The 19,613-nt window shown below is 71.4% G+C and carries 12 protein-coding genes and 1 pseudogene; 6 read left to right on the plus strand and 7 right to left on the minus strand.

Translation table 11 applies throughout. From position 1 onward, the window contains the following. The first annotated feature begins 861 nt into the window (after positions 1–861). From ABD369_RS36315 to ABD369_RS36335, 5 genes are all read left to right on the plus strand, one after another. Positions 862–1,314 (plus strand): hypothetical protein, encoded by a 453-nt coding sequence (locus ABD369_RS36315; protein WP_344640914.1) that lies wholly within the window; start codon positions 862–864, stop codon positions 1,312–1,314. A gap of 688 nt (positions 1,315–2,002) precedes the next feature. After that, positions 2,003–3,886, plus strand: coding sequence for a methylmalonyl-CoA mutase small subunit (mutA, locus tag ABD369_RS36320; RefSeq protein WP_344640915.1), 1,884 nt, complete (start codon positions 2,003–2,005; stop codon positions 3,884–3,886). After that, a complete protein-coding gene (scpA, locus tag ABD369_RS36325) occupies positions 3,886–6,087 on the plus strand; it encodes a methylmalonyl-CoA mutase (protein WP_344640916.1) in 2,202 nt (733 codons plus the stop codon). Before mutA ends, scpA begins: the two co-directional genes overlap by 1 nt. Positions 6,088–6,118: 31 nt before the next feature. Further along, the gene (gene meaB, locus ABD369_RS36330; protein ID WP_344640917.1) at positions 6,119–7,111 is read left to right on the plus strand and encodes a methylmalonyl Co-A mutase-associated GTPase MeaB; all 993 of its coding nucleotides are present in this window, start codon (positions 6,119–6,121) and stop codon (positions 7,109–7,111) included. 221 nt (positions 7,112–7,332) lie between these two features. Beyond that, positions 7,333–7,683, plus strand: a complete 351-nt coding sequence (locus ABD369_RS36335; protein ID WP_344640918.1) for a hypothetical protein — start codon at positions 7,333–7,335, stop codon at positions 7,681–7,683. A gap of 36 nt (positions 7,684–7,719) precedes the next feature. Here ABD369_RS36335 and ABD369_RS36340 read toward each other — a convergent pair whose 3' ends face one another. From ABD369_RS36340 to ABD369_RS36360, 5 genes are all read right to left on the minus strand, one after another. Next, the gene (locus tag ABD369_RS36340) at positions 7,720–9,021 is read right to left on the minus strand and encodes an SUKH-4 family immunity protein (protein WP_344640919.1); all 1,302 of its coding nucleotides are present in this window, start codon (positions 9,019–9,021) and stop codon (positions 7,720–7,722) included. 51 nt (positions 9,022–9,072) lie between these two features. Continuing rightward, a complete protein-coding gene (locus tag ABD369_RS36345; protein ID WP_344640920.1) occupies positions 9,073–10,854 on the minus strand; it encodes an ATP-binding protein in 1,782 nt (593 codons plus the stop codon). Positions 10,855–10,982: 128 nt separating this feature from the next. Then, positions 10,983–11,378: a hypothetical protein gene (locus ABD369_RS36350; protein ID WP_344640921.1), complete on the minus strand. Its 396-nt coding sequence runs from the start codon at positions 11,376–11,378 to the stop codon at positions 10,983–10,985. Positions 11,379–12,159: 781 nt separating this feature from the next. Continuing rightward, complete coding sequence (locus ABD369_RS36355; protein ID WP_344640922.1) at positions 12,160–14,142, minus strand: SUKH-4 family immunity protein; 1,983 nt, start codon at positions 14,140–14,142, stop codon at positions 12,160–12,162. Positions 14,143–14,151: 9 nt separating this feature from the next. Then, entirely contained in the window at positions 14,152–16,248 is a 2,097-nt protein-coding gene (locus ABD369_RS36360; RefSeq protein ID WP_344640923.1) for a toxin glutamine deamidase domain-containing protein, read from the minus strand. Between the two features lie 672 nt (positions 16,249–16,920). Here ABD369_RS36360 and ABD369_RS36365 point away from each other — a divergent pair. Next, positions 16,921–17,376, plus strand: a complete 456-nt coding sequence (locus ABD369_RS36365; protein WP_344640924.1) for a hypothetical protein — start codon at positions 16,921–16,923, stop codon at positions 17,374–17,376. Positions 17,377–18,576: 1,200 nt separating this feature from the next. On the opposite strand, the pseudogene ABD369_RS41575 reads toward ABD369_RS36365, so the two are convergent. Together ABD369_RS41575 and ABD369_RS36375 are read right to left on the minus strand one after the other, a co-directional pair. Next, positions 18,577–18,951 (minus strand): annotated as a pseudogene (locus ABD369_RS41575) (WXG100-like domain-containing protein); the annotation flags it as partial. Between the two features lie 106 nt (positions 18,952–19,057). After that, entirely contained in the window at positions 19,058–19,447 is a 390-nt protein-coding gene (locus tag ABD369_RS36375) for a hypothetical protein (protein ID WP_344640926.1), read from the minus strand. Positions 19,448–19,613: the final 166 nt, after the last annotated feature.

Below are 19,613 nucleotides of genomic sequence, written 5' to 3' on the forward strand. Positions count from 1 at the left end.
AAGGAACGGACGCTTCCTTCGGACCGCCTTCCAGCGGAACCTCCGGGCGCTTCGTTCTTTCGCATTTCCAGCTTATCAGATGTTTTCCGCTCCGTTTTCCAGAGCCTCACTCATCCGATTTGCTTTCCTTCGACCTTTCGGCGCTTCCGACTCTATCAGATCCCTCTGACTCGTCTTTCACGCTTCCCGGCTTTCAGGAGGCTTTTCACCGGACCCGGCCTGACGGCCCGTCCGACGTTTCAAACCTTAGCCGATCCCCGCTCCACGAAGCGAATCCCGGCCGCAATCCAGAAAAACACACAACAATTCGCACCGAGCCGCGACAAGGCACGACCCAGCCCGAACAGAAGAAGTGGCGTTTCAGAGGATTGGCCGCCCCGGGACCGTCCGCGCCGATGCGTGTCCGGTGCTCCCTGCCGAGCGACCCGACAACACTACCCCCATCGAAGCTCCCGGGCAAACGTCGAGTCCCCGGGGCATACCAGGCGGCGTGGACCCGTCCTCCGCGCTGAGCCGTTGGGGCTGTCCGAGGCCCGGCGAAGGCCGGCGGCGGCTCCGTACTGTCACGGCCCGGCGCACGCGGACAACCCACGCGGAGGTCCGGAACGGTGTCGACGCTCGGGTGTTCGGCCGATCTCTCCTTGAGCCGGTGGAGTCGGCCTTGTCGCCGCAAATGTGCAACCCGGCCGCCGAGTTGATCGTCTGTGTCTGGAGAGAAGCACCAACCTGCACGGCATGGCGGGTTGTGGGTTGCGGAACCACGGAGGTCTCGGTTCCGTTCCCGTTCCGCGACACCGCCGCTGTGGTCGGGCGGTGTCCCGAACGGGAGTCCGCTGCCATTCCACTGAACGAGGAGAACGGGTGATCAGCAAGGACGCGGGCCGGGCCGGGTGGTGCCCGAGGGAAGTGCGAACAGCCTTCAGGATCTCGCTCGCCGCGATGGCCGTCGAGGCCGCCACCTGGCTGCTCGACGTGTTCGTCATCCCTCCCACCGGATTTGACGAATTGCGCAGCACGCTGGGAACGCAGGGGGCGGCCCTGCAACTCGCCCTTTCTGCCGGGTTCCTGCTGCTGACCGACGCACTGTGGCTGTTCTTCGCGCTCAGGATGCGTCAGGGCCGGAACTGGGCCCGCATCGTGCTCGCCGTCCTCGGGGCGATCGGTTCGCTCTCCCTGCTCGCCGACACGGGCATGAACGGCTTCGACTGGTCGATCATGAGGCAGGGCGTCCCCACCGCACTGGCGGTCGGAGCGGCCGTGCTGATGTTCCTGCCCGCGTGCAAGCCGCATTTCGCGCCCGCACGCGCTGAGTAGCAAGTCCTGCTCCGAACGAGCCCGGTCGTACGCATCAGTCGAAGGCGCCGAGTTCGCCGTCCGGATGTCGAGGAGTTCCGGTGGCCTTGCCCGGTTTCGGGGCCGGTCCCGTGGTCGGGGGCCCGCCCGGCGATCAGGGAGCAAGGGCGGAGGGCCACCCGGAAGTGCTGTCGTCGTCGATCGAGGCGGCCGAGACGGAGGTTTCCAGTAGGGCTTCGAGGCGGCCCCACCTCGGCCTCGATCTCGGATGTCGCGGGGCCGGGCACACCACGAACTCGACTGGTGCGTCACCCAGTTGGCCACCGTCGAGGAGCGCGACGCCAGCCGACGACCTGATCAGCCGACTGGTCGCGGCCGACCGCGCGCAGCCGGCCGTCGGGCACGCCGACATCGCGAGCACGGTCGAGCTGATGCCGGTCACCGGCCACAAGACCACCTGACCCGGCGGTCCGCCACCCCTAGCCGCCCCCGACTGCCGCCCGGTCCCCATGCTTCGGGCGCTGCCCGGACGGGAGCCTCGGCCGCCGTGCTGCACGCCTGCGAGGCCACCGGCCGGGCGGGTTCCGGCAGTTCCGCGACCAGCCGCGACCGGGCTCCGCGGCACTCCGCGGGGCCTGGGGTGCAGAGAGGGAAACGTCACACTCCAGGGGGCTGATGCCGTCCCGTTGACGGGCACTAACCTGCCCTCATGACGACGGTCCCGCCCGAAGGGCTCCCTCTGGCCGCCGAGTTCCCGGACGCGACCCGTGAGCAGTGGCAGCGCCTGGTCGAAGGCGTTCTCCGCAAGTCGGGTGCGCAGGACGTGGCCGGCGCACAGGCCGAGGACTCCCTCACCACCCAGCTCCAGGACGGCCTGCGCGCCCGTCCGCTGTACACCGCCGAGGACGCCCCGGCCGACGCCGGGTTCCCGGGCTTCCCGCCCTTCGTCCGCGGCGGCCGCCCGCAGGGCTCGGCCGTCTCCGGGTGGGACGTCCGGCAGCGCCACGCCGACCCGGACGCCGCACGGTCGAACGAGGCGGTGCTCGCGGACCTGGAGAACGGCGTCACCTCGCTCTGGCTGGTGCTCGGCGAGGCCGGGCTGCCGGTCTCCGTGCTGCCCGCCGCGCTGCGGGGCGTCTATCTGGACCTCGCCTCGGTGACCCTCGACGCGGGTGCGGAATTCCGGGCCGCCGCCGAGCAGTTCTTCGCCCTGCTCGCGGAGAACGGGGTACTCGCCGAGGCCGCCTCGGGCAATCTGGGCGCCGACCCGCTGGGCCTGCTCGCCCGTACCGGTGACGACTCCCGCACCGATGCACTGCTCGCCGACACCGCCGCTCTCGCCGCACAGTGCGAGGGCACGTACCCCGGCGTCCGCGCGCTCACCGTCGATGCGCTCGTCTACCACGACGCCGGCGCCTCGGCCGCCCAGGAGCTCGGCTGCGCGCTGGCCACCGGCGTCGCCTACCTGCGCGAACTGACCGCCGCCGGACTCACCGCGGACGCGGCCGCCGGCCAGCTGGAGTTCCGCTACGCGGCCACCGAGGACCAGTTCCTGACCATCGCCAAGTTCCGCGCCGCCCGCCGGATCTGGGCCCGGGTGGCCCAGGTCTCCGGGATCACCGCCGAGGCCGCCGCCCAGCGCCAGCACGCGGTGACCTCCAGCGTGATGATGACCGAGCGCGACCCGTGGGTGAACATGCTGCGCACCACGGTCGCCTGCCTGGCTGCGGGCGTCGGCGGCGCGGACGCCGTCACCGTGCTGCCGTTCGACGAGGCCGTCGGCCTGCCGGACGCCTTCGCCCGCCGGATCGCCCGCAACACCCAGTCGATCCTGCTGGAGGAGTCCCACCTGGCCAGGGTGGTCGACCCGGCCGGCGGCTCCTGGTACGTCGAGCGGCTCACCGACGAGCTGGCGCACGCCGCCTGGGAGCACTTCCAGGAGATCGAGCGGGCCGGCGGCCAGCGGGCCGCACTCACCGCCGGGCTGGTCGGCGAGCGGATCGCCGGGACCTGGGCCGAGCGCTCGGTGGCCCTCGCCAAGCGCCGCGAACCCGTCACCGGCGTCAGTGAGTTCCCCAACCTCGGCGAGCAACCGCTGGTGCGCGAGGCCGCGCCCGCCCCGCTCGGCGGCGGCCTGCCCCGGGTCCGCCGCGCGGAGGCGTACGAGGCGCTGCGCGCCCGCTCCGACGCACACCTGGCCGCCACCGGCGCCCGCCCCAGGCTGTTCCTGGCCGCACTCGGCACCGCCGCCGTGCACACGGCCCGCTCGACCTTCGCGGCCAACCTGTTCCAGGCGGGCGGCATCGAGACCGTGACCGCCGAGGGCCTGGAGCCGGCCGCACTGGGCGGGGCCTTCGCCGCGAGCGGCGCCACCGTCGCCTGCCTCTGCTCCGGCGACAAGGTGTACGAGGAGCACGCCGAGGCGGTCGCCGCGGCCCTGAAGGCGGCCGGTGCCGCCAAGGTGCTGCTGGCGGGCCGTCCGGGCGAACTGGGCGAGGCGTACCAGCGAGCGGGAGTGGACGAGTTCGTCTTCGCGGGCTGCGACGCGGTGGCCCTGCTCTCCTCCCTGCTGAACGAGATCGGAGTGGCGTGATGATCCCCGACTTCACCACCATCGGGCTGGACGGGGAGCTCGGCGCCCGGGCCACCGGCGAGCAGTGGCGGTCCACCTGGCAGCAGGCCACCGGCAAGGACGTCGAGGAGCTGGTCTGGGAGACCCCGGAGGGCATCGACGTCAAGCCGCTGTACACCGCCGAGGACCTGGCGGGCCTGGACTTCCTCGGCACCTACCCGGGCATCGCGCCCTACCTGCGCGGCCCGTACCCGACGATGTACGTCAACCAGCCCTGGACGATCCGCCAGTACGCGGGCTTCTCCACCGCCGAGGAGTCCAACGCCTTCTACCGGCGCAACCTGGCGGCGGGCCAGAAGGGCCTCTCGGTCGCCTTCGACCTGCCGACCCACCGCGGCTACGACAGCGACCACCCCCGGGTGACCGGCGACGTCGGCATGGCGGGTGTGGCGATCGACTCCATCTACGACATGCGACAGCTCTTCGACGGCATCCCGCTGGACCGGATGTCGGTGTCGATGACCATGAACGGCGCCGTGCTGCCCGTACTGGCGCTGTACATCGTGGCGGCCGAGGAGCAGGGGGTGCCGCCCGAGAAGCTGGCGGGGACCATCCAGAACGACATCCTCAAGGAGTTCATGGTCCGCAACACCTACATCTACCCGCCGCAGCCGTCGATGCGGATCATCTCGGACATCTTCGCGTACGCCTCGCAGAAGATGCCCCGCTACAACTCGATCTCCATCTCCGGCTACCACATCCAGGAGGCCGGGGCCACCGCCGACCTGGAGCTGGCCTACACCCTGGCCGACGGCGTGGAGTACCTGCGGGCCGGACTCGGTGCGGGCCTGGACGTGGACGCCTTCGCGCCCCGGCTGTCGTTCTTCTGGGCGATCGGCATGAACTTCTTCATGGAGATCGCCAAGCTGCGCGCCGCCCGGCTGCTGTGGGCGAAGCTGGTCAAGCAGTTCGACCCCAAGAACACCAAGTCGCTGTCGCTGCGCACCCATTCGCAGACCTCGGGCTGGTCGCTCACCGCGCAGGACGTGTTCAACAACGTCACCCGCACCTGCGTGGAGGCGATGGCCGCGACCCAGGGCCACACCCAGTCGCTGCACACCAACGCCCTGGACGAGGCCCTCGCCCTGCCGACCGACTTCTCCGCCCGGATCGCCCGCAACACCCAGTTGCTGCTCCAGCAGGAGTCCGGCACCTGCCGGGTGATCGACCCCTGGGGCGGCAGCGCCTACGTCGAGAAGCTCACCCACGACCTGGCCCGCCGCGCCTGGCAGCACATCCAGGAGGTCGAGGCGGCCGGCGGCATGGCCAAGGCCATCGACGCGGGCATCCCCAAGCTGCGCGTGGAGGAGGCCGCCGCCCGTACCCAGGCGCGGATCGACTCCGGCCGCCAGCCGGTGATCGGCGTCAACAAGTACCGGGTGGCCAGCGACGAGCAGATCGACGTGCTCAAGGTCGACAACTCCTCGGTGCGCGCCCAGCAGATCGACAAGCTCCGCCGGCTGCGCGCCGAGCGCGACGAGGCCGTCTGCCAGGACGCGCTGCGGGCGCTCACCGCCGCTGCCGAGGCCGGCCCGCAGGGCTCCTCGCTGGACGGCAACCTGCTCGCGCTGGCGGTGAACGCCGCCCGCGCCAAGGCCACCGTCGGCGAGATCTCCGACGCCCTGGAGAAGGTGTACGGACGGCACTCCGGCCAGATCCGTACCATCTCCGGTGTGTACCGAGACGAGGCAGGACCTTCGGAGGGTGTGCAGCGCACCCGGGAACTGGTCGAGAAGTTCGAGGAGGCCGAGGGCCGCCGTCCGCGCATCCTGGTCGCCAAGATGGGCCAGGACGGGCACGACCGCGGCCAGAAGGTGATCGCCACCGCCTTCGCCGACCTCGGCTTCACCGTGGACGTCGGCCCGCTCTTCCAGACGCCGGGCGAGGTCGCCCGCCAGGCGGTCGAGGCCGACGTGCACATCGTCGGCGTCTCCTCGCTGGCCGCCGGACATCTCACCCTGGTGCCGGCGCTGCGCGCCGAACTCGCCGAGGCCGGCCGGGAGGACATCACCATCGTGGTCGGCGGCGTCATCCCGCCGCAGGACTTCGACGCCCTCCACCAGGCCGGTGCCGCGGCGGTCTTCCCGCCCGGCACGGTGATTCCGGACGCGGCGTACGACCTGCTGAAGTCGCTCGCCGCCGACCTCGGCCACGAACTGTGAGCCTCTGAAGGAACTGTGAGCCGCTGAAGAGATGCCGCCTCGGACGATCGACCTCGACCAGTACCGGCAGGGTGTGCTCGACGGCTCGCGCGCCTGGATCGCGCGGGCCATCACCCTTGTCGAGTCCACCCGGCCCGACCACCGCGAGCTCGCCCAGCGGCTGCTGGTCGAGCTGCTGCCGCACTCCGGCGGTGCGGTGCGGGTCGGCATCACCGGTGTGCCGGGAGTCGGCAAGTCGACCTTCATCGAAGCGCTCGGCACCATGCTCACCGGCCGGGGCCACCGGGTCGCGGTGCTCGCCGTCGACCCGACCTCCAGCCGCACCGGCGGCTCCATCCTCGGCGACAAGACCCGGATGGAGAAGCTCTCCACCGATCCCGATGCCTTCGTCCGGCCCTCCCCCACCTCCGGCACGCTCGGCGGCGTGGCGAGGGCCACCCGCGAGTCCATGGTGGTGATGGAGGCCGCCGGCTACGACGTGGTACTGGTCGAGACGGTCGGCGTGGGCCAGTCGGAGACCACGGTGGCGAACATGGTCGACTCCTTCCTGCTGCTCACCCTGGCCCGCACCGGCGACCAGCTGCAGGGCATCAAGAAGGGCGTCCTGGAGCTCGCCGACCTGGTCGCCGTCAACAAGGCGGACGGTCCGCACGAGCGCGACGCCCGGGCCGCCGCACGGGAGTTGGCGGGTGCGCTGCGCCTGCTCCAGGCGCCGGACGCGGCCTGGAGCCCGCCGGTGCTCACCTGCAGCGGTCTGGACGGCGGCGGCCTGGACACCCTCTGGGACCGCCTCCAGCAGCACCGCCGGCTGATGGACACCACCGGAGCGCTGGCCGCCAAGCGGCGCGACCAGCAAGTCGACTGGACCTGGGCGATGGTCCACGACCAGCTGCTCTCCCAACTCCGCGAACACCCCGAAGTGCGTCGCCTCGCACCGCAGTTGGAGCAGCAGGTCCGCGATGGCACGCTGACCGCGACGCTGGCCGCCCAGCGCATCCTGGACGGCTTCCGCTCGACCGGCTGAACCCGGGGCCCGGGAGCTTCCTCGGGACGGTCTCGTCGGGACGGCTCCCGGGAGCTTCCTCGGGTCGGTCTCCTCGGGACGGCTTCCGGGTGTGTCTTCGGAGGCGGTCTCCGACAGGGCCGCGACCCGTCCGGCCTCCCGCGCCTATGATCGGAAGGTCAACGCCGGAGCAGGGCCGCGAGGCCGGCCGAGGCGCGCAACCGGGGGAAGGAGCGCCAGGGATGGGCGCGGAGTACGAGATCACGGACGACGAACTGCTGGATGTCGCCGAGGACCCCGAGCAGGCGGCCTCCCTCCACCGGGCCCTGCGGAGCATGGCCGGTTCACCGTCCGTCGGCCCCCAGCTGCAGGAGATGGCCAAGGAGGTGCTGAGCGGCCGGATGAGCATGCGGGACGCCGTCCGGTCCAGCCACTACCTCGACGCCATCGGCGACCGGCTCTCCCAGATCCGTGACGCCGCCGAGCGGATGACGCCGGAGGAACGCCGCGCGTCCGAGGAGCGGGCCCGGAAGCTGTCGGAGAGCGGGGCCGCCACGCGCGAGAGCGGGACGGCCCCGGGCAACCGGGCCTGACGGCTCCTCGGGAGGACGGCGTTACAGAGGACGGCGTTACAGCAGCCCGTCCCAGAGCTGCTCGACGACGACCGCCCACCAGTTCTCCGGGTCGTTGAAGACCGTCCCGTCGATCGCGGCCAGCTCCTGCTGCAGGGCGGCCACGGCGGCCCCCGCGGCGAACACGTCGAGCCCGCGCAGCGCGGGCCAGCGGACGGCGAACAGGGCCAGGCAGCGGAGGTAGGCCGACACGTCCGCGTTGGCGTACCGGCCGCTCCCGTTGTCCGGGTCGACGGCCCACACCCGGCCGACGCCCGACCCCGTACCGGTGCCGCCGTCGCCGCACTGGACGGCGATCAGCGCGTGGCCGTCGTCGCCCAGCACCACGTACTCGGCGAGGACCGCCCGTGCCTGGTCGGACACCCGCGCACCCCGACCGGACTCGGCCAGCTGCGCGGCCGCCGTCGGCAGGCCGGTGTGGGCGGTGAAGAAGTGCTCAACCCGGACCGGAAGCCCCGCCACCGTCAACGTGCGGCCGGCGGCCTCGGGCAGCAGGCTCTGAGCCACCTCGTCCGCCCCGAACCGCCATACCCCGTCCGGGCCGAACTGTGCGGCGAACCGGGCGCCGAGCGCCTCGTCCGCCTCGGGTGCCGCAGCCTGCGCGCCGCGCGGGAACGGCACCCGGTTGGGGCGCGGCGGCACCGGCCGTCCGGCCCCCTGGAAGACCTTCTCGGTCTGCTCGACCAGCGCCCGCACCCCGGCCGCCCGCCGGTCGTAGCGCGGACCGTAGTCCTGTGCGTAGGAGAACGAGGCCACCGGTAGCTCGGCGAGCAGCGTCGCCGCGCAGTAGCCGCCCGGCAGTTCGCACGGCCGCAGGTCGGTGTGCACGGCCAGCACGTCCTCCGCCCGCACCCCCTGCGCCTGCAGCGCGCGCCAGGCGCGCACGTCGGGGTGGGGGTGACCGGCCGCAGAGGACTGGAAGAAGTACTGCTCCTCGCCCTGGGCATCCCGGTAGGTCAGCACCGCGGTCGAACCGGGCCCGGTCACCGGAGGCCGCGCCGGGTCGTACGAGCCCGCGCCGAGCTTGTCCCGGTAGAGCTGTACGACCTCCTCCACCGGCACCGAGGGCCAGGTGGTCAGCTCACCGGTGGTCCGGTCGACCACCGCGCACGCCGAGCCCACCTCGGCCGGTGCCCGGCGCTCCCCCGAGCCGGAGTCGACCGGCGCCGCCTGCTGCTCGGCCCACAGCACCCAGCCGAGGTCGAACTCGTGCACGGCGATGCGGCGCCACTGCTCCTGGGGCCGTCCACCGTTGATCCACTGGTGCGCCGCCTCGATCGCCTGCTCACGGGTCGTCACGCGGTCGTTCTCCTTCGAAGCCATCGGATGCAGGTCAGGTTATCGCTGGGTTCACACCACGGTCTCGACGGCCGCCGCCCCGTCGGCCTCGGCAGCCGCCTGAGGCCGCCCGGTCCCGGCGAGCGCCAGCGCGCTGACGCCGCGGGCGTCGGCCAGCAGCAGCAGCCCGTCCGGTGTGAGGTCCGCACCGCCGAGCGGGCCGGAGGAGAGGAAGACCGCGAGCGGGCTCTCACCGTCGACCGGCCAGACCCGTACGTAGTCGCCGCCGACGCTGAGCATCAGCCCGGCCGCGGCGCGCTGTTCGTCGGACGGGCGGACCATTCGCTCGACGTCCACCACGAGCTCGTCCCCCGTGTGCGCGTCGAACCCCACCGGTCCGGCGCTCTCCTCCCCCACGCCGGCGACGAGCATGGACGCCCCCTCGGGGGTGAGCCCGGCGGTGAGTGCGGTGACGCCGGGCAGCGGCTTGGCCCACAGCGTCCGCCACGGCAGTTCGATGCCGAACTCCGGTGCGGCCAGGCCGTCCTGGCGGAAGGCGTGCTCCAGCAGCGCGGCCCGCAGGACCGGACCGACCGCGGTGCGGGTGAACAGCGGCGCCAGCCGCAGCCAGGTACGGGCCGCCATCGGCAACTCGGCCCCGGCGGCCGCGAGATGCTCGACCGCCGCCCGCAGCGGCACCTGCTCGGCGTACAGCAGGAAGCCGGGGTCGGCCAGCAGCTCCGGCAGGATCCCGCCCTCCAGCGCGTGCCCGATCAGCTGCTTCCGTACATACGGCCCGGCAGCCGTCCAGCGCTCCGGGCCGTCGGACGGCAGGGTGGCCAGCAGTGCCGTGGTGATGCGGCGTTGGGCCTCGCGCACCGTCCCGCCCATGCGCTCGCGCAGCTCGTCGGCGATCGCCGGATGCACCAGGGCGACGGCGGGCGGCTCCCCCTCCTTCCCGACCAGGTCGAAGAACGGCGTCAGCAGCATCTGGCCGTCCGCCAGATCCGTGGCGAGGTCCTTGCCCGCGACCGCGGAGGCGAGGTCCGCCCAGAGGTCGAGCGGCAGCGTCGCGCCCTCTCCCGCGAGCGCGAGCGGCGCCAGCAGCCGTCGCAGCATCAGCTCCTGCACACCACATCGCTCGGCGTGCAGGTCGAGCACGTCACCCACACTCGCCGGCAGCACGGCAGGCGCCCCGGCGTCCGGGGTGACCCGCAGCGACCACGCCGCCAGCCGGACCACCAGCGGGCTGCCCGCCCGGCGCGCGAGCTCGGGCGCGAGCGGAGACATGGCGTCGTCCAGCATCATCTCGGCCTGCAGCGCCAGCCCCTGTTCGTCGGCCCAGGGCGCCGCATCGAGGTCGATCACCCGCAGCTGCCCGGCGGGCAGTTCCTCGGCCAGCTCGGCCGCCAGCCGCTCCACCTCGGCGCGCGGCAGGTCGGCGAGCAGCCGCAGCCCGGGCGACAGCGCCAGCGGCCGGAGCACCTCTGCGGCGACCTTCGCCGGTTCCGCCAACTCGCGCAGCACTCCGGCCCGGTCCACGTCGGGTATGACCACCGGGATGGTGTCCATGCCCTCGGGCAGCGGATCCGCCAGCAGTCGGTAGACGTCCTCGGTACGGTTGACGTCCATGCCCAGCGCGTCGGCAACTGCCCAGAGCAGCTGGGCCGTGGTCAACCCGGTAGCCCCGAACACCAGCGGTGCGGGCAGCCCGGCGGGCGGCACGGTGCTCGGGTCCAGGACATCCGTGTCCATCCGCTCCCGGTAGCCGGGATCACACAGCATCAGGAACCCGGCGAGCAGGTGCGTCCGCCCGCTCCCCGGACCACCCGCCAGCAGCACTACCTTCGGCACATCCGGACCTCCGACCCGCCAACGCGCCAGCTCGCGGAGCACGTTAGCCCGGCCACCGATGTGCGGGTGCGGTTGATAGGTGGTCAAGTCGGTCACTTCAGAGTCTCCAGGATCATCCGATTCACGGCTCATTCTCCAGCGAGTGGCACCGCGCCACGCCCACGAGCGCCCGGCCTGCCGCCACCGCCGCGGCCTTCCGCGGAGCGTCCGGCCGACACGCGGCACGGTTTGACTCTTGCCGTCCGCCCATCATCGCTATGTTCCTGTGCCCAGCCGCGCAGAGCACGCTCCGCATCGGCGAGTTCGGCAGGGGTAGCGTCGTAGTAGTAGGTCGAGTAAATCCGCAGCAGCGCGGCGAACTGGGCGATCGACGAGGCGACCGGGCCCCCGCAATAGCCCTCGACGTCGAAATGGTTGTACACGGAGACCTTGCCGGTGGCACCGTCCACCGCGATGAGTTCCTCCCCGTCTTCGGCGACGACGTCGCAGTACTCGCCCCGGTGCTCGATCTCCCGCTCGTCCACGTGCAGATCAACGGTGCGGATCCGTCGCCCAGGCCCCACGCCGCCAGGACCTCGGAGTTCAGCCTGAGCAGCGGGCTTCGCAGGACCGGGAAGCCGACCTCGCTCAGGAACCTGCGGGAGGGACCGTGCCGCAACCCGCTCGGAAGAGCGGATTCGTCCGCCGACCACAGCGACTCGACGCCGAAGCACGCCGCCGACCACGCGCGGCTCGGCTTCCGCGCCTGCTCCGGCAGTTCGGCGGGCGTGAGGCTCACGACCACCCGGAGGACCGTCACCATCCCTCCCGGTGCCGGGCAGTTCGCCCTGGCACCGGGAGGGACCCACCGCGACCACACGGTGCGCCAAGGCAGACGGGGCCCTGCCGCCACAAGCGCGGCGGCGTCCCCGTCCCGCCCGTGGCTGACCAGCAACAGATGCAGCCAGGAGAGCCACTCGCCGTGCCGGTCGGCCGCGGGGCTGACGCTCAGCCGTTCCAGGTGATGGATGTCCTCGGCCGGCGTTCCCACGGGCACGCCGTCGGACCAGCACCGCGCCATGGCCGCGAGCAGCTCGGCCCGCCCGACAGCGGCCAGGAACTCGGGCTGCTCGATCAGCACGGGCAGGTCATGCACTGCCGAACCGGCGAGCCCGGCAGCCCGAGGCTGAGTCCTGCAGTCGAGGCGCACATGTGCTCTCCCATGTCTGGTAGTTCGCTATGTATCTGCCATGGCGCCGCAGCAAGCATCGGACTACTCCGAGACTCGTCCTCGCATGCATCGGCAGGGCGAACCATCGCCACGTCTCACTCGTAGTCGCTGCCGAAAATCTCCGCGAACTCCAGCTCCCAGAAGCCCCGATCGACCGGCGCCGGATCAATCTCCCGGAGCCACCCCTCGATGGAATCCTGCAGGTCTTGGGCGTCGTCCTCCCCTTCCAACACAGGCGTGGCCGACACGGCGTCCCACAGCAGGAGGATGTGCAGCAGCGCAGCCAGGCTACCCGCGACCGGCGTCGGCGGACCGTCGAACGCTCCCCCGTCACCGCCCAGAAACACCTGCCCAACGTTGCCGTCCAGCAGCAGGACCCTCCCTCGGAGGGTCCCCAGTCCGGCCACGAAGCCTGGCCTGTGCTCCCACCGCTGCAGGGACCCGAGTGCAAGGTCGGCCGGCCGTAGGCTGGCCAACTCGGTTGCCGGCCAGCCTACGTCGGTGAGGAACCGAACGGTGGGGGCGTGGACCACGTCCTCAGGCAGCCGCTCCGGGGGGATCGTACGGCAGGCACCCGGGCCGAAAGCCCAGTCCTCCTCCAGTAGTTCCCGGGTCACCGTGGCGCCCGGCGGGATCCGCTCCGGGGGCGCCCACCGGCCCCGTCCGGTGAGTGGCTCGATCTCCTTGCCGCGACGGGCCGACGGGAGCGCGGCGACCGCCGCCTCGTCCACCAATGCTGCGAAGATGCCCACCCGGCCGACGAAGACCCACAGCGCCCTGTCGTCATCGGGGTCCGGGCAACGGATCGCTTCGGACAACAGACTGATCGGCCCAGGCAGGCCTGCAAGCGGAGCCTGTTCCACCGTATTGAACCAGCGTCCGCGTCTGACATGGGCCTTGACCACCCCGTGCTCGGTCCCGAGCCGAGCACCTGCCTGCGACTGTCCCTGAGACACCGGACCTTGGAGCGGCTGCCCGGTCTGGAAGTCCCACACGGCTACGACGTCCTCTTCACCGAAGCCCTCCCAGTCGGGCCGATCTGACGGCTCGGCCCAGCTGGCGACCGCCGCGCCTTCACCCCATTCGACGATACCGAGGCGCCCACCCGGCCACACCTCGGCGCTGGGGCTCACCACACCGGGCCAGTGCCAGTGGGACCAGACCGTCCGCCAGGGCAGAGTCGTCCGAGCAGTGACCCCACCGGCGAGCTCGGTCATCCTCCGGCTCATCAGCCCATGGTGCAACCAGCTGAGCCACTCCGCCTGACTTGCCGGGTCCAGATGCTGCCCAAGGAGGTAATGCACCACTCCGGCCACCCCACCGAGAGGAACACCATCCGGGTAGGCAAGTAGCAGACCGAGCCCCAGGCCGTACCAGCCCACCGTCACCAGGAAATCCGGATCTTCCAGCCACCGAGCCAGCTCGCCTGCGAGCGCCGCGTGCACGGGCAGTGCCGCCGACAGGTACTCCGCGACCGCACCCTCTGGCTCAATGCCGCCACGGTACAGGTCGACCAACGCGCCGAACACGCGGGACTGCTGTACTTCCGTCAACGGAAAACGTCGACGCACCTCACGGTGCACCATCGCATCCCGAAAGCCCAACAACCCGGCCTCGTCGTCGACAGCCAGGTCGGGGTGGCCCGCTGCAAGCTGCCGGAGGCTCTCGCCGGGCAGCGGCGACCCGACCAGCGCCTCCACCACCGCCTGCCACACCTCAAACGGCGACCGGGGAAGCTCCAACGCCGCAGCAGCAGCGAGCAACAACTCCATCCGCTGCCCTGATGTCCCCGGCAGCTCGTAGTGCACCGACTCCGGAACACCGATCGGCTGTGCCGCGCCCTTCTTGATGACGACCGGCTTGCGCGCAGCCGCACGGGTACAGGCGACCGTCTGCACCCACCTCCCGATGCGCTGCCACTCGGTCGAGCTGATCAGCGGCCCTGCCAGCTCGACATGTTCCAGCACCAACCCCGAACAGCTGGGGGCCACTTCCGCCACCGCGCCCGAGACCTGCTCAAGACTGAGCCCGGTGCAATCGATACTGACCCATCCGTCCAGTGCCCCTCCGTCTGTCATAGCCACAGCCTACGACTCCGTGTCCAACAAAATCCCCTGACGCTTGGCCGAAGCCCTCATCCACAAGTCTCCGATGCGGGACAGGTGCTCCTTGAACTGTGCGGACAGTTCCGTCTGCACCTTTCTCTTACCGAGCGACTCACCCACCGGATCCGACGCCAGCTGCCCTCTCCGAAATCCCACGCCATAGCTGACCGGGATATGAGAAAGAGATTCTGAATTGACGATATAGTGAGAGCAGTCTGATTTTGTCAGAGATCCGGATGTCGCACCACAAGGCTCGCGTTCGGTGTAGAGATGAACTGGGTCGAGCTCCGGCAGTCCGGCCTCGATCCGCTGCTTGTTCACCGCATCAAAGTAGTTTCCGATATGCGGTTCCGAGTGGTTCTGGTTGGCGTTTCCCTGGGGAATCGAAGAATCCACGACATAGTGCGTCTCCTTCGATACCGGGTCATAGACCTCGAGAACGGCGAAGTTGCGACCCGTGAAGTCCGGACGATGCTCATTCCTGCCGTCCGTCTCCCGTACGTGCTGGGCGTAAGACTTCCCCTCCGTATCCGCGCCGTAAGTCTCCTCAAGGTGATTGAAGGTGGCACGGGCCGGATCCGGCTTCTTGCCGGCAAGACCACCACGCATGTCCGCGCGGGCATGGTAGTGCACGCCCCAGGATTCACCCTTCTCGGGCTTGGCTCCGGATTCATCGACTACGTAATGGTCGGCATCACCCAGGACATGATTTACAGCGTTGCCACGATGAAATCCGAGACTCATACGTCCGAGCACGGCGACAATGGCACATCGCTCAGCCGAAGGCATCTCGTCAAATCCGGGCAGCGCCTTCTTGAGATCAGAGTGAGAGAAGCCCCGGGGAACATGATTGTTCTTCGGGTCGGCTTCACGACCCCGCAGCGCCGCGTCATCGAGCAGCTTTCCCAGGTCGCCGTCGCGCTCCCACTCGTCGAGGGCATGGTATGCCTTCTCGAGATCCATCTGGGAAACGTGGCGCTCCTCGGAGTCGCGGAGCGCCACCTGTGACTCCTCGGGAAGCATCCCCAGGTGCTGATGGTCCTTGGCCTGCTTCTCGTCGAACTCTGCCGATCCTCGCACCGGGTGGCTGGCCGGCTCGGCGGGCGCGCGACGTTCAGGGCTGTGCTCGGACAGCTGAGGCGACGGTTCGTGGTGGGCGGGGAGCGGGTGCCGGTCGGCGTTAAGGGGGATGGCCCAGACGCCGTGTTTGCCGTCGTGGATGGGGTGGGGGCTGCGGGCACCGGTCTGGTTGTCGAGGTAGGTGATCTTGCCGTGGTGGTTGACCGCGTTCCAGGCGTGGGCGCGGCCGTGGGCGTCCTGGGTGATGATGACGGCCTGTGAGCCGTGCCCGGCCCCGCGGAGCTGGTCCTCCAGGTTGCGGTAGGCGTGTTCGCCGTTGCCGAGGTCGCGGAACTTGGCGCCCAGCTGCTGCTCGGCACGGTCGCGACCACCGTGCTCGCCCTCGTGGGTGCCGTCGTGGCTGCGGGCGGCGGCCGCGGTGGGGTGGCCGTTGTAGGTGTCGGCGGTGGAGAGTGCGACGTCCAGGCAGTTGTTGTTGCGGCCGGGCTCGCGGTGCCCGGGACCGTTGATCGCGCCGGGCCAGTCGCCGTTCGGGTCCGGGTGACGCTGCGGGGTGCCGTCCGGGTTGCGCGGGACGCGGCTCTCCAAGTCCTGCTGGTGGTGCGGGTCGACCCGCTGCAGCCCGCCGGGGACGTCGTGCGGACGGCTCTCGGCGAGGGGGTGCTCGGGGAGGGGGTGGTGCCCTTCCGTCGGCTCGTGCGGGTTGTGCGCGGTTGCGCCGTCCTCGTTGTGGTGGTGCGTTGCCGTGTTGTCGTCGGCGGTGTGGTGCTCGGGAGCGCGGTGGTCGGCCGGCTGGTGCTCGGCGGCCTGGTGATCCGGCGTGCGCTGGCCCGGGACGGAGTGCTCCGGAGCGCGCGAGCCTGGCCCGGTGTGCCCAGCGGCCTTGTCGGTGGGGGCCTTGGCGGGTGCGGGCCCGCTCGGCTTCGGCTCGGCCGGGTGCCGGTTCGCGGGCGGCTCGGCGGACGGCGCGCCAGGTCGGCGCACCGGGCCCGTCTCCACCGGAGGCCGGGTGGGCCGGGGCTCGGCGGGATGGTGCGCCGAAGGGGCCTGGCCGGCCGGTGTCGCAGGACGGCTGGGACGGCTCTGCCCGAGACGCACGGGCTCCTGCGGCCGGCTGCCGCCCGCCGCTTCCGGACGACGAGCGGTCGACGGTGAATCGGCTGACGGGGTGTGGGACGAGCGCACCGGGCCCGTCGTGATCGGAGTCGAGACCCGGCCCGCTCCACCTGACGTACCCGCGTGCGCGGCTCCACCGGCTCCACCGGTGCCACCGCCGACGGGAGCGGCCATCGACGGCATGCCGGGGGGCGCGGCCGGGGGCGCGGAGACGTCCGGGTGGGACGCCGTACCGTCCGGGCCGTGTGCCGCCGGCGGTTCGGCGACGGACGGGCGGGGAAGGGTCGCGGTGCCTGCGGAGTCCGCCTCCAGACGGGCCGGCCCGCCCTCGTTCCGGCCGTCGGGCCGTTCGGGGCTGGATATACCGCCCCCCGGACGGCTTGCCGGCTCCTCTGCTCCCCCGTGCGGGCGCACGGGGCCGAGCGGCACGCTTCCGGGGTGCGCGGGCCGCGGCGCGGCGCCCGACTGCGTGGGCGCGCTGGGGCCGTCGGCCGAGTGCTCCGGTGCGGCGTGTCCGGGTGCGGACGTCGTGGTGTTCTCCGGCCCGGTCCCGGCGTGGCCCGGCTCGGAGTCGGATACGCGGCGCGGGTCGGCGGCCGGGTCGGACGTGTGCCGGCCCGCCTCGTCCTGCCGCTGCGCGCCGCCGTGCTCGGCCGGCTGGGCCGGGTGGCCTGCCGTCCCAGCAGGTTCGGTCCCGGGACGCCCCGCCTCGTCCTGCCGCTGCGCGCCGCCGTGCTCGGCTGGCTGGGCCGGGTGGCCTGCCGTCCCAGCAGGTTCGGTCCCGGGACGCCCCGACTCGTCCTGCCGCTGCGCACCGCCGTGCTCATGGCCCGGGGCGGAGGTCTGGCCACCGCCCGGGTGCTGGGCGGGCGGTTCGGTGCTGTGCACCGTTGCGTCCGTGCGGTGGCCCGTGGCCGGGGACGGCTCCGAGCCGCCGCGCTCGGCCGGTGCGGCGTGCCGGGCGGGTTCGTCTCCGTGGTGGGCGGGCGCGGACGGGTGCTCCGGCCCTGAGCGCTGGGGTTCGCCTCCGTGATGCGTCGGCGCGGACGGCTGCTCCGCCCCCGCGTGCCCAGGTGCTTCGCCGTGGTGCCCGGGCGCCGGAGCAGGCTCCGAACCCGCGTGTCCGGAGGGCACCTGACCGTGACTCGGCACGGACGAGGACGCGGGCGAAGGCGCCGGCGAAGGTCCGGTGCTGCCGTGCTCCGCAGGCGCGTCTCCGTGGCTGGGTCCCTCGGCGTGCCGGCCGGAGGTCGGCGGCGGCTCCGACGCGCCGTGTGCCGGGGTGTCGGAGTGGTTGACGCCGGCGGAGGGTCCTCCGGCGCTACCGGCGTGCTCTGCGGGCCCGGTGCCGTGCGCCGCCGGCTCGCCCGGGTGGTGTGCCGGGGCCGATGAGGGTGTCTCGCTCGCGCGGGTCGGCCGGGCCCCGGCCTCGTCGTGGTGCGAGGCGGCTGGGACGCTGTCGCCGTCGCCGGTGAGCCGGGTGCCGAACGGGTCCAGTGCGGGGCCCCGGTCCGTACGAGGGCGCGAGGCACCGCCGGCGTGGTCGGCCCCGCTGCCGGATCCCGCACCGGAGGCGCTGTCGTGTGCGCCCGAGGAGCCCCCACCGGTGTGCTGCCCGCCCTCGTCGGAGCCGCCTCCGCCGGCGACGCCGTCGGACCGCGTACCCACCCCGGCAGACGGTCCACCATGGCCGCTGCTACCGCTGCCGCCGCCACTGCCAGTCGTGTACGACTCACCCGACTCACGCGGGCCGGACGATCCCGGTTCGTGAGAGCCCGATGACTCGTGGGACCCCTGCGGCAAGCCCGACTCATGGGACTCATGAGGTACATGGGCCGATGGGGACTCGTGCGAGCCGCCACCCGTCGCCCGGTGCTTGGCCGCGCCCGCCATGCCGGAGGCGACGTTGTCCCGCAGGCCCGTCGCGAGGCTGTTGGGCAGGTCCTTGACGCTCTGTTTCACGGAGTCGACGCCGGTCTTGGCCAACTCGCCGACGTTGAAGCCCTGCTGGGCTCCGAACTCCATCTTGACGCCCTGCTTGATGAAGTCGCTGACCATGGCTTCCAGAGCCTGGATCGCCGACTGCTTCAGGGTCTGCTTCAGCGTCTCGACCAGCTTGTGGCGCAGCTCCGTCAGGATCCTTCTGACGATGAGCCTGGTCGCCTGGGTGGCACCCAGCGCGCCGACCTCCGACAGGCCGAAGCTGAACGGCGCCGCGGCCTGGGCGGAGATGATCTCGACCGCCAGCATGACGAGCTGCGCGATCACCGCGATCTTGGCGACCTCGGCCGCGATCGCGGCGGCCTCCAGGGCGAAGGCCATCAGTTCGGCGGCCTCCTTGGCTTCGTGCAGGTAGCCGCCACCGCCGTCGAACCTGCGCCACATCTCGACGAAGCCGTCGATCGCCTCGCCCGAGTTGTCGCTGGTGACACGCTGCGCCGAGCTGCTGCCGCGCTCGCGGATCCGGTCGATCTCCTGACCGAACTCGCGCCATACCTGCGCGGCTTCCCGCAGCTTGTCCTCGTCGGCGTGAGGCCAGTTGTAGCCCAGGATCTGCAGGACCCATTCGAGCTCGCTCGGCAGCATGATGGACACGCGAAAACCTCCCCCGTTCGCGAAGAATCGATTCAGCTAGCGCGCCCGGCGCTCGCCCCCACCCGTGCATCCGCAAGAGGCAGGTGCACACACGGCGTCAGAGACGCGGCCGGTCCAAGCGGCCGATCCGTTCGGTGATCTCCTGCTGCCGACTGTCCAACCGGTCCATCCCCGTGCCCACTTCGTCGTCCGTCTGAGCAGCCGAGGCAGCCATGCTCTGCAATCCCCCGCCGATCTTCCCGAGCTGCTCCGCCAGGTGGTTCATCGAGTCGACGATCCCGTCACGTGCTCCCGTGTAGACGGTGCCGAAGTACTGGCCGATGTCATCGTCACCCCAGGGCTCCTTCAGAGCCTCAAGACCCTTGCTCAGGCTGTCCGTCGCCTTGCCGAACTCCTCCGCGAGGCTCTCGAACTCCCGCCCCTCGCCCTGCAGTTCCCACGGATTCAGTTTGAACTCGCCGCCGGCCAAACCTGCCGCCTCCCCCAAGGCTGCTCATTGAACATCCTCAAACGATCAAAATCTAAGCATTCATCATCTGAAATGGTGTCCGACACTCTATCGTTCCGACCGCTCGACGCCCAGCAACCGCTCCGGTGATCCCGTGGGCGCGCCCGGAAAACGTGACCGCCGGTACGGGGTGGGAACCCCGTAC

Source organism: Kitasatospora cystarginea (assembly GCF_039533515.1).
GTDB classification, from domain to species: Bacteria; Actinomycetota; Actinomycetes; order Streptomycetales; family Streptomycetaceae; genus Kitasatospora; species Kitasatospora cystarginea.

Excerpts from the sequence above, each read along its gene's own strand:
- mutA (WP_344640915.1), top strand. The coding sequence starts at position 2,003 with ATGACGACGGTCCCGCCCGAAGGGCTCCCTCTGGCCGCCGAGTTCCCG.
- scpA (WP_344640916.1), top strand. The coding sequence starts at position 3,886 with ATGATCCCCGACTTCACCACCATCGGGCTGGACGGGGAGCTCGGCGCC.
- meaB (WP_344640917.1), top strand. The coding sequence starts at position 6,119 with ATGCCGCCTCGGACGATCGACCTCGACCAGTACCGGCAGGGTGTGCTC.
- ABD369_RS36335 (WP_344640918.1), top strand. The coding sequence starts at position 7,333 with ATGGGCGCGGAGTACGAGATCACGGACGACGAACTGCTGGATGTCGCC.
- ABD369_RS36355 (WP_344640922.1), bottom strand. The coding sequence starts at position 14,142 with ATGACAGACGGAGGGGCACTGGACGGATGGGTCAGTATCGATTGCACC.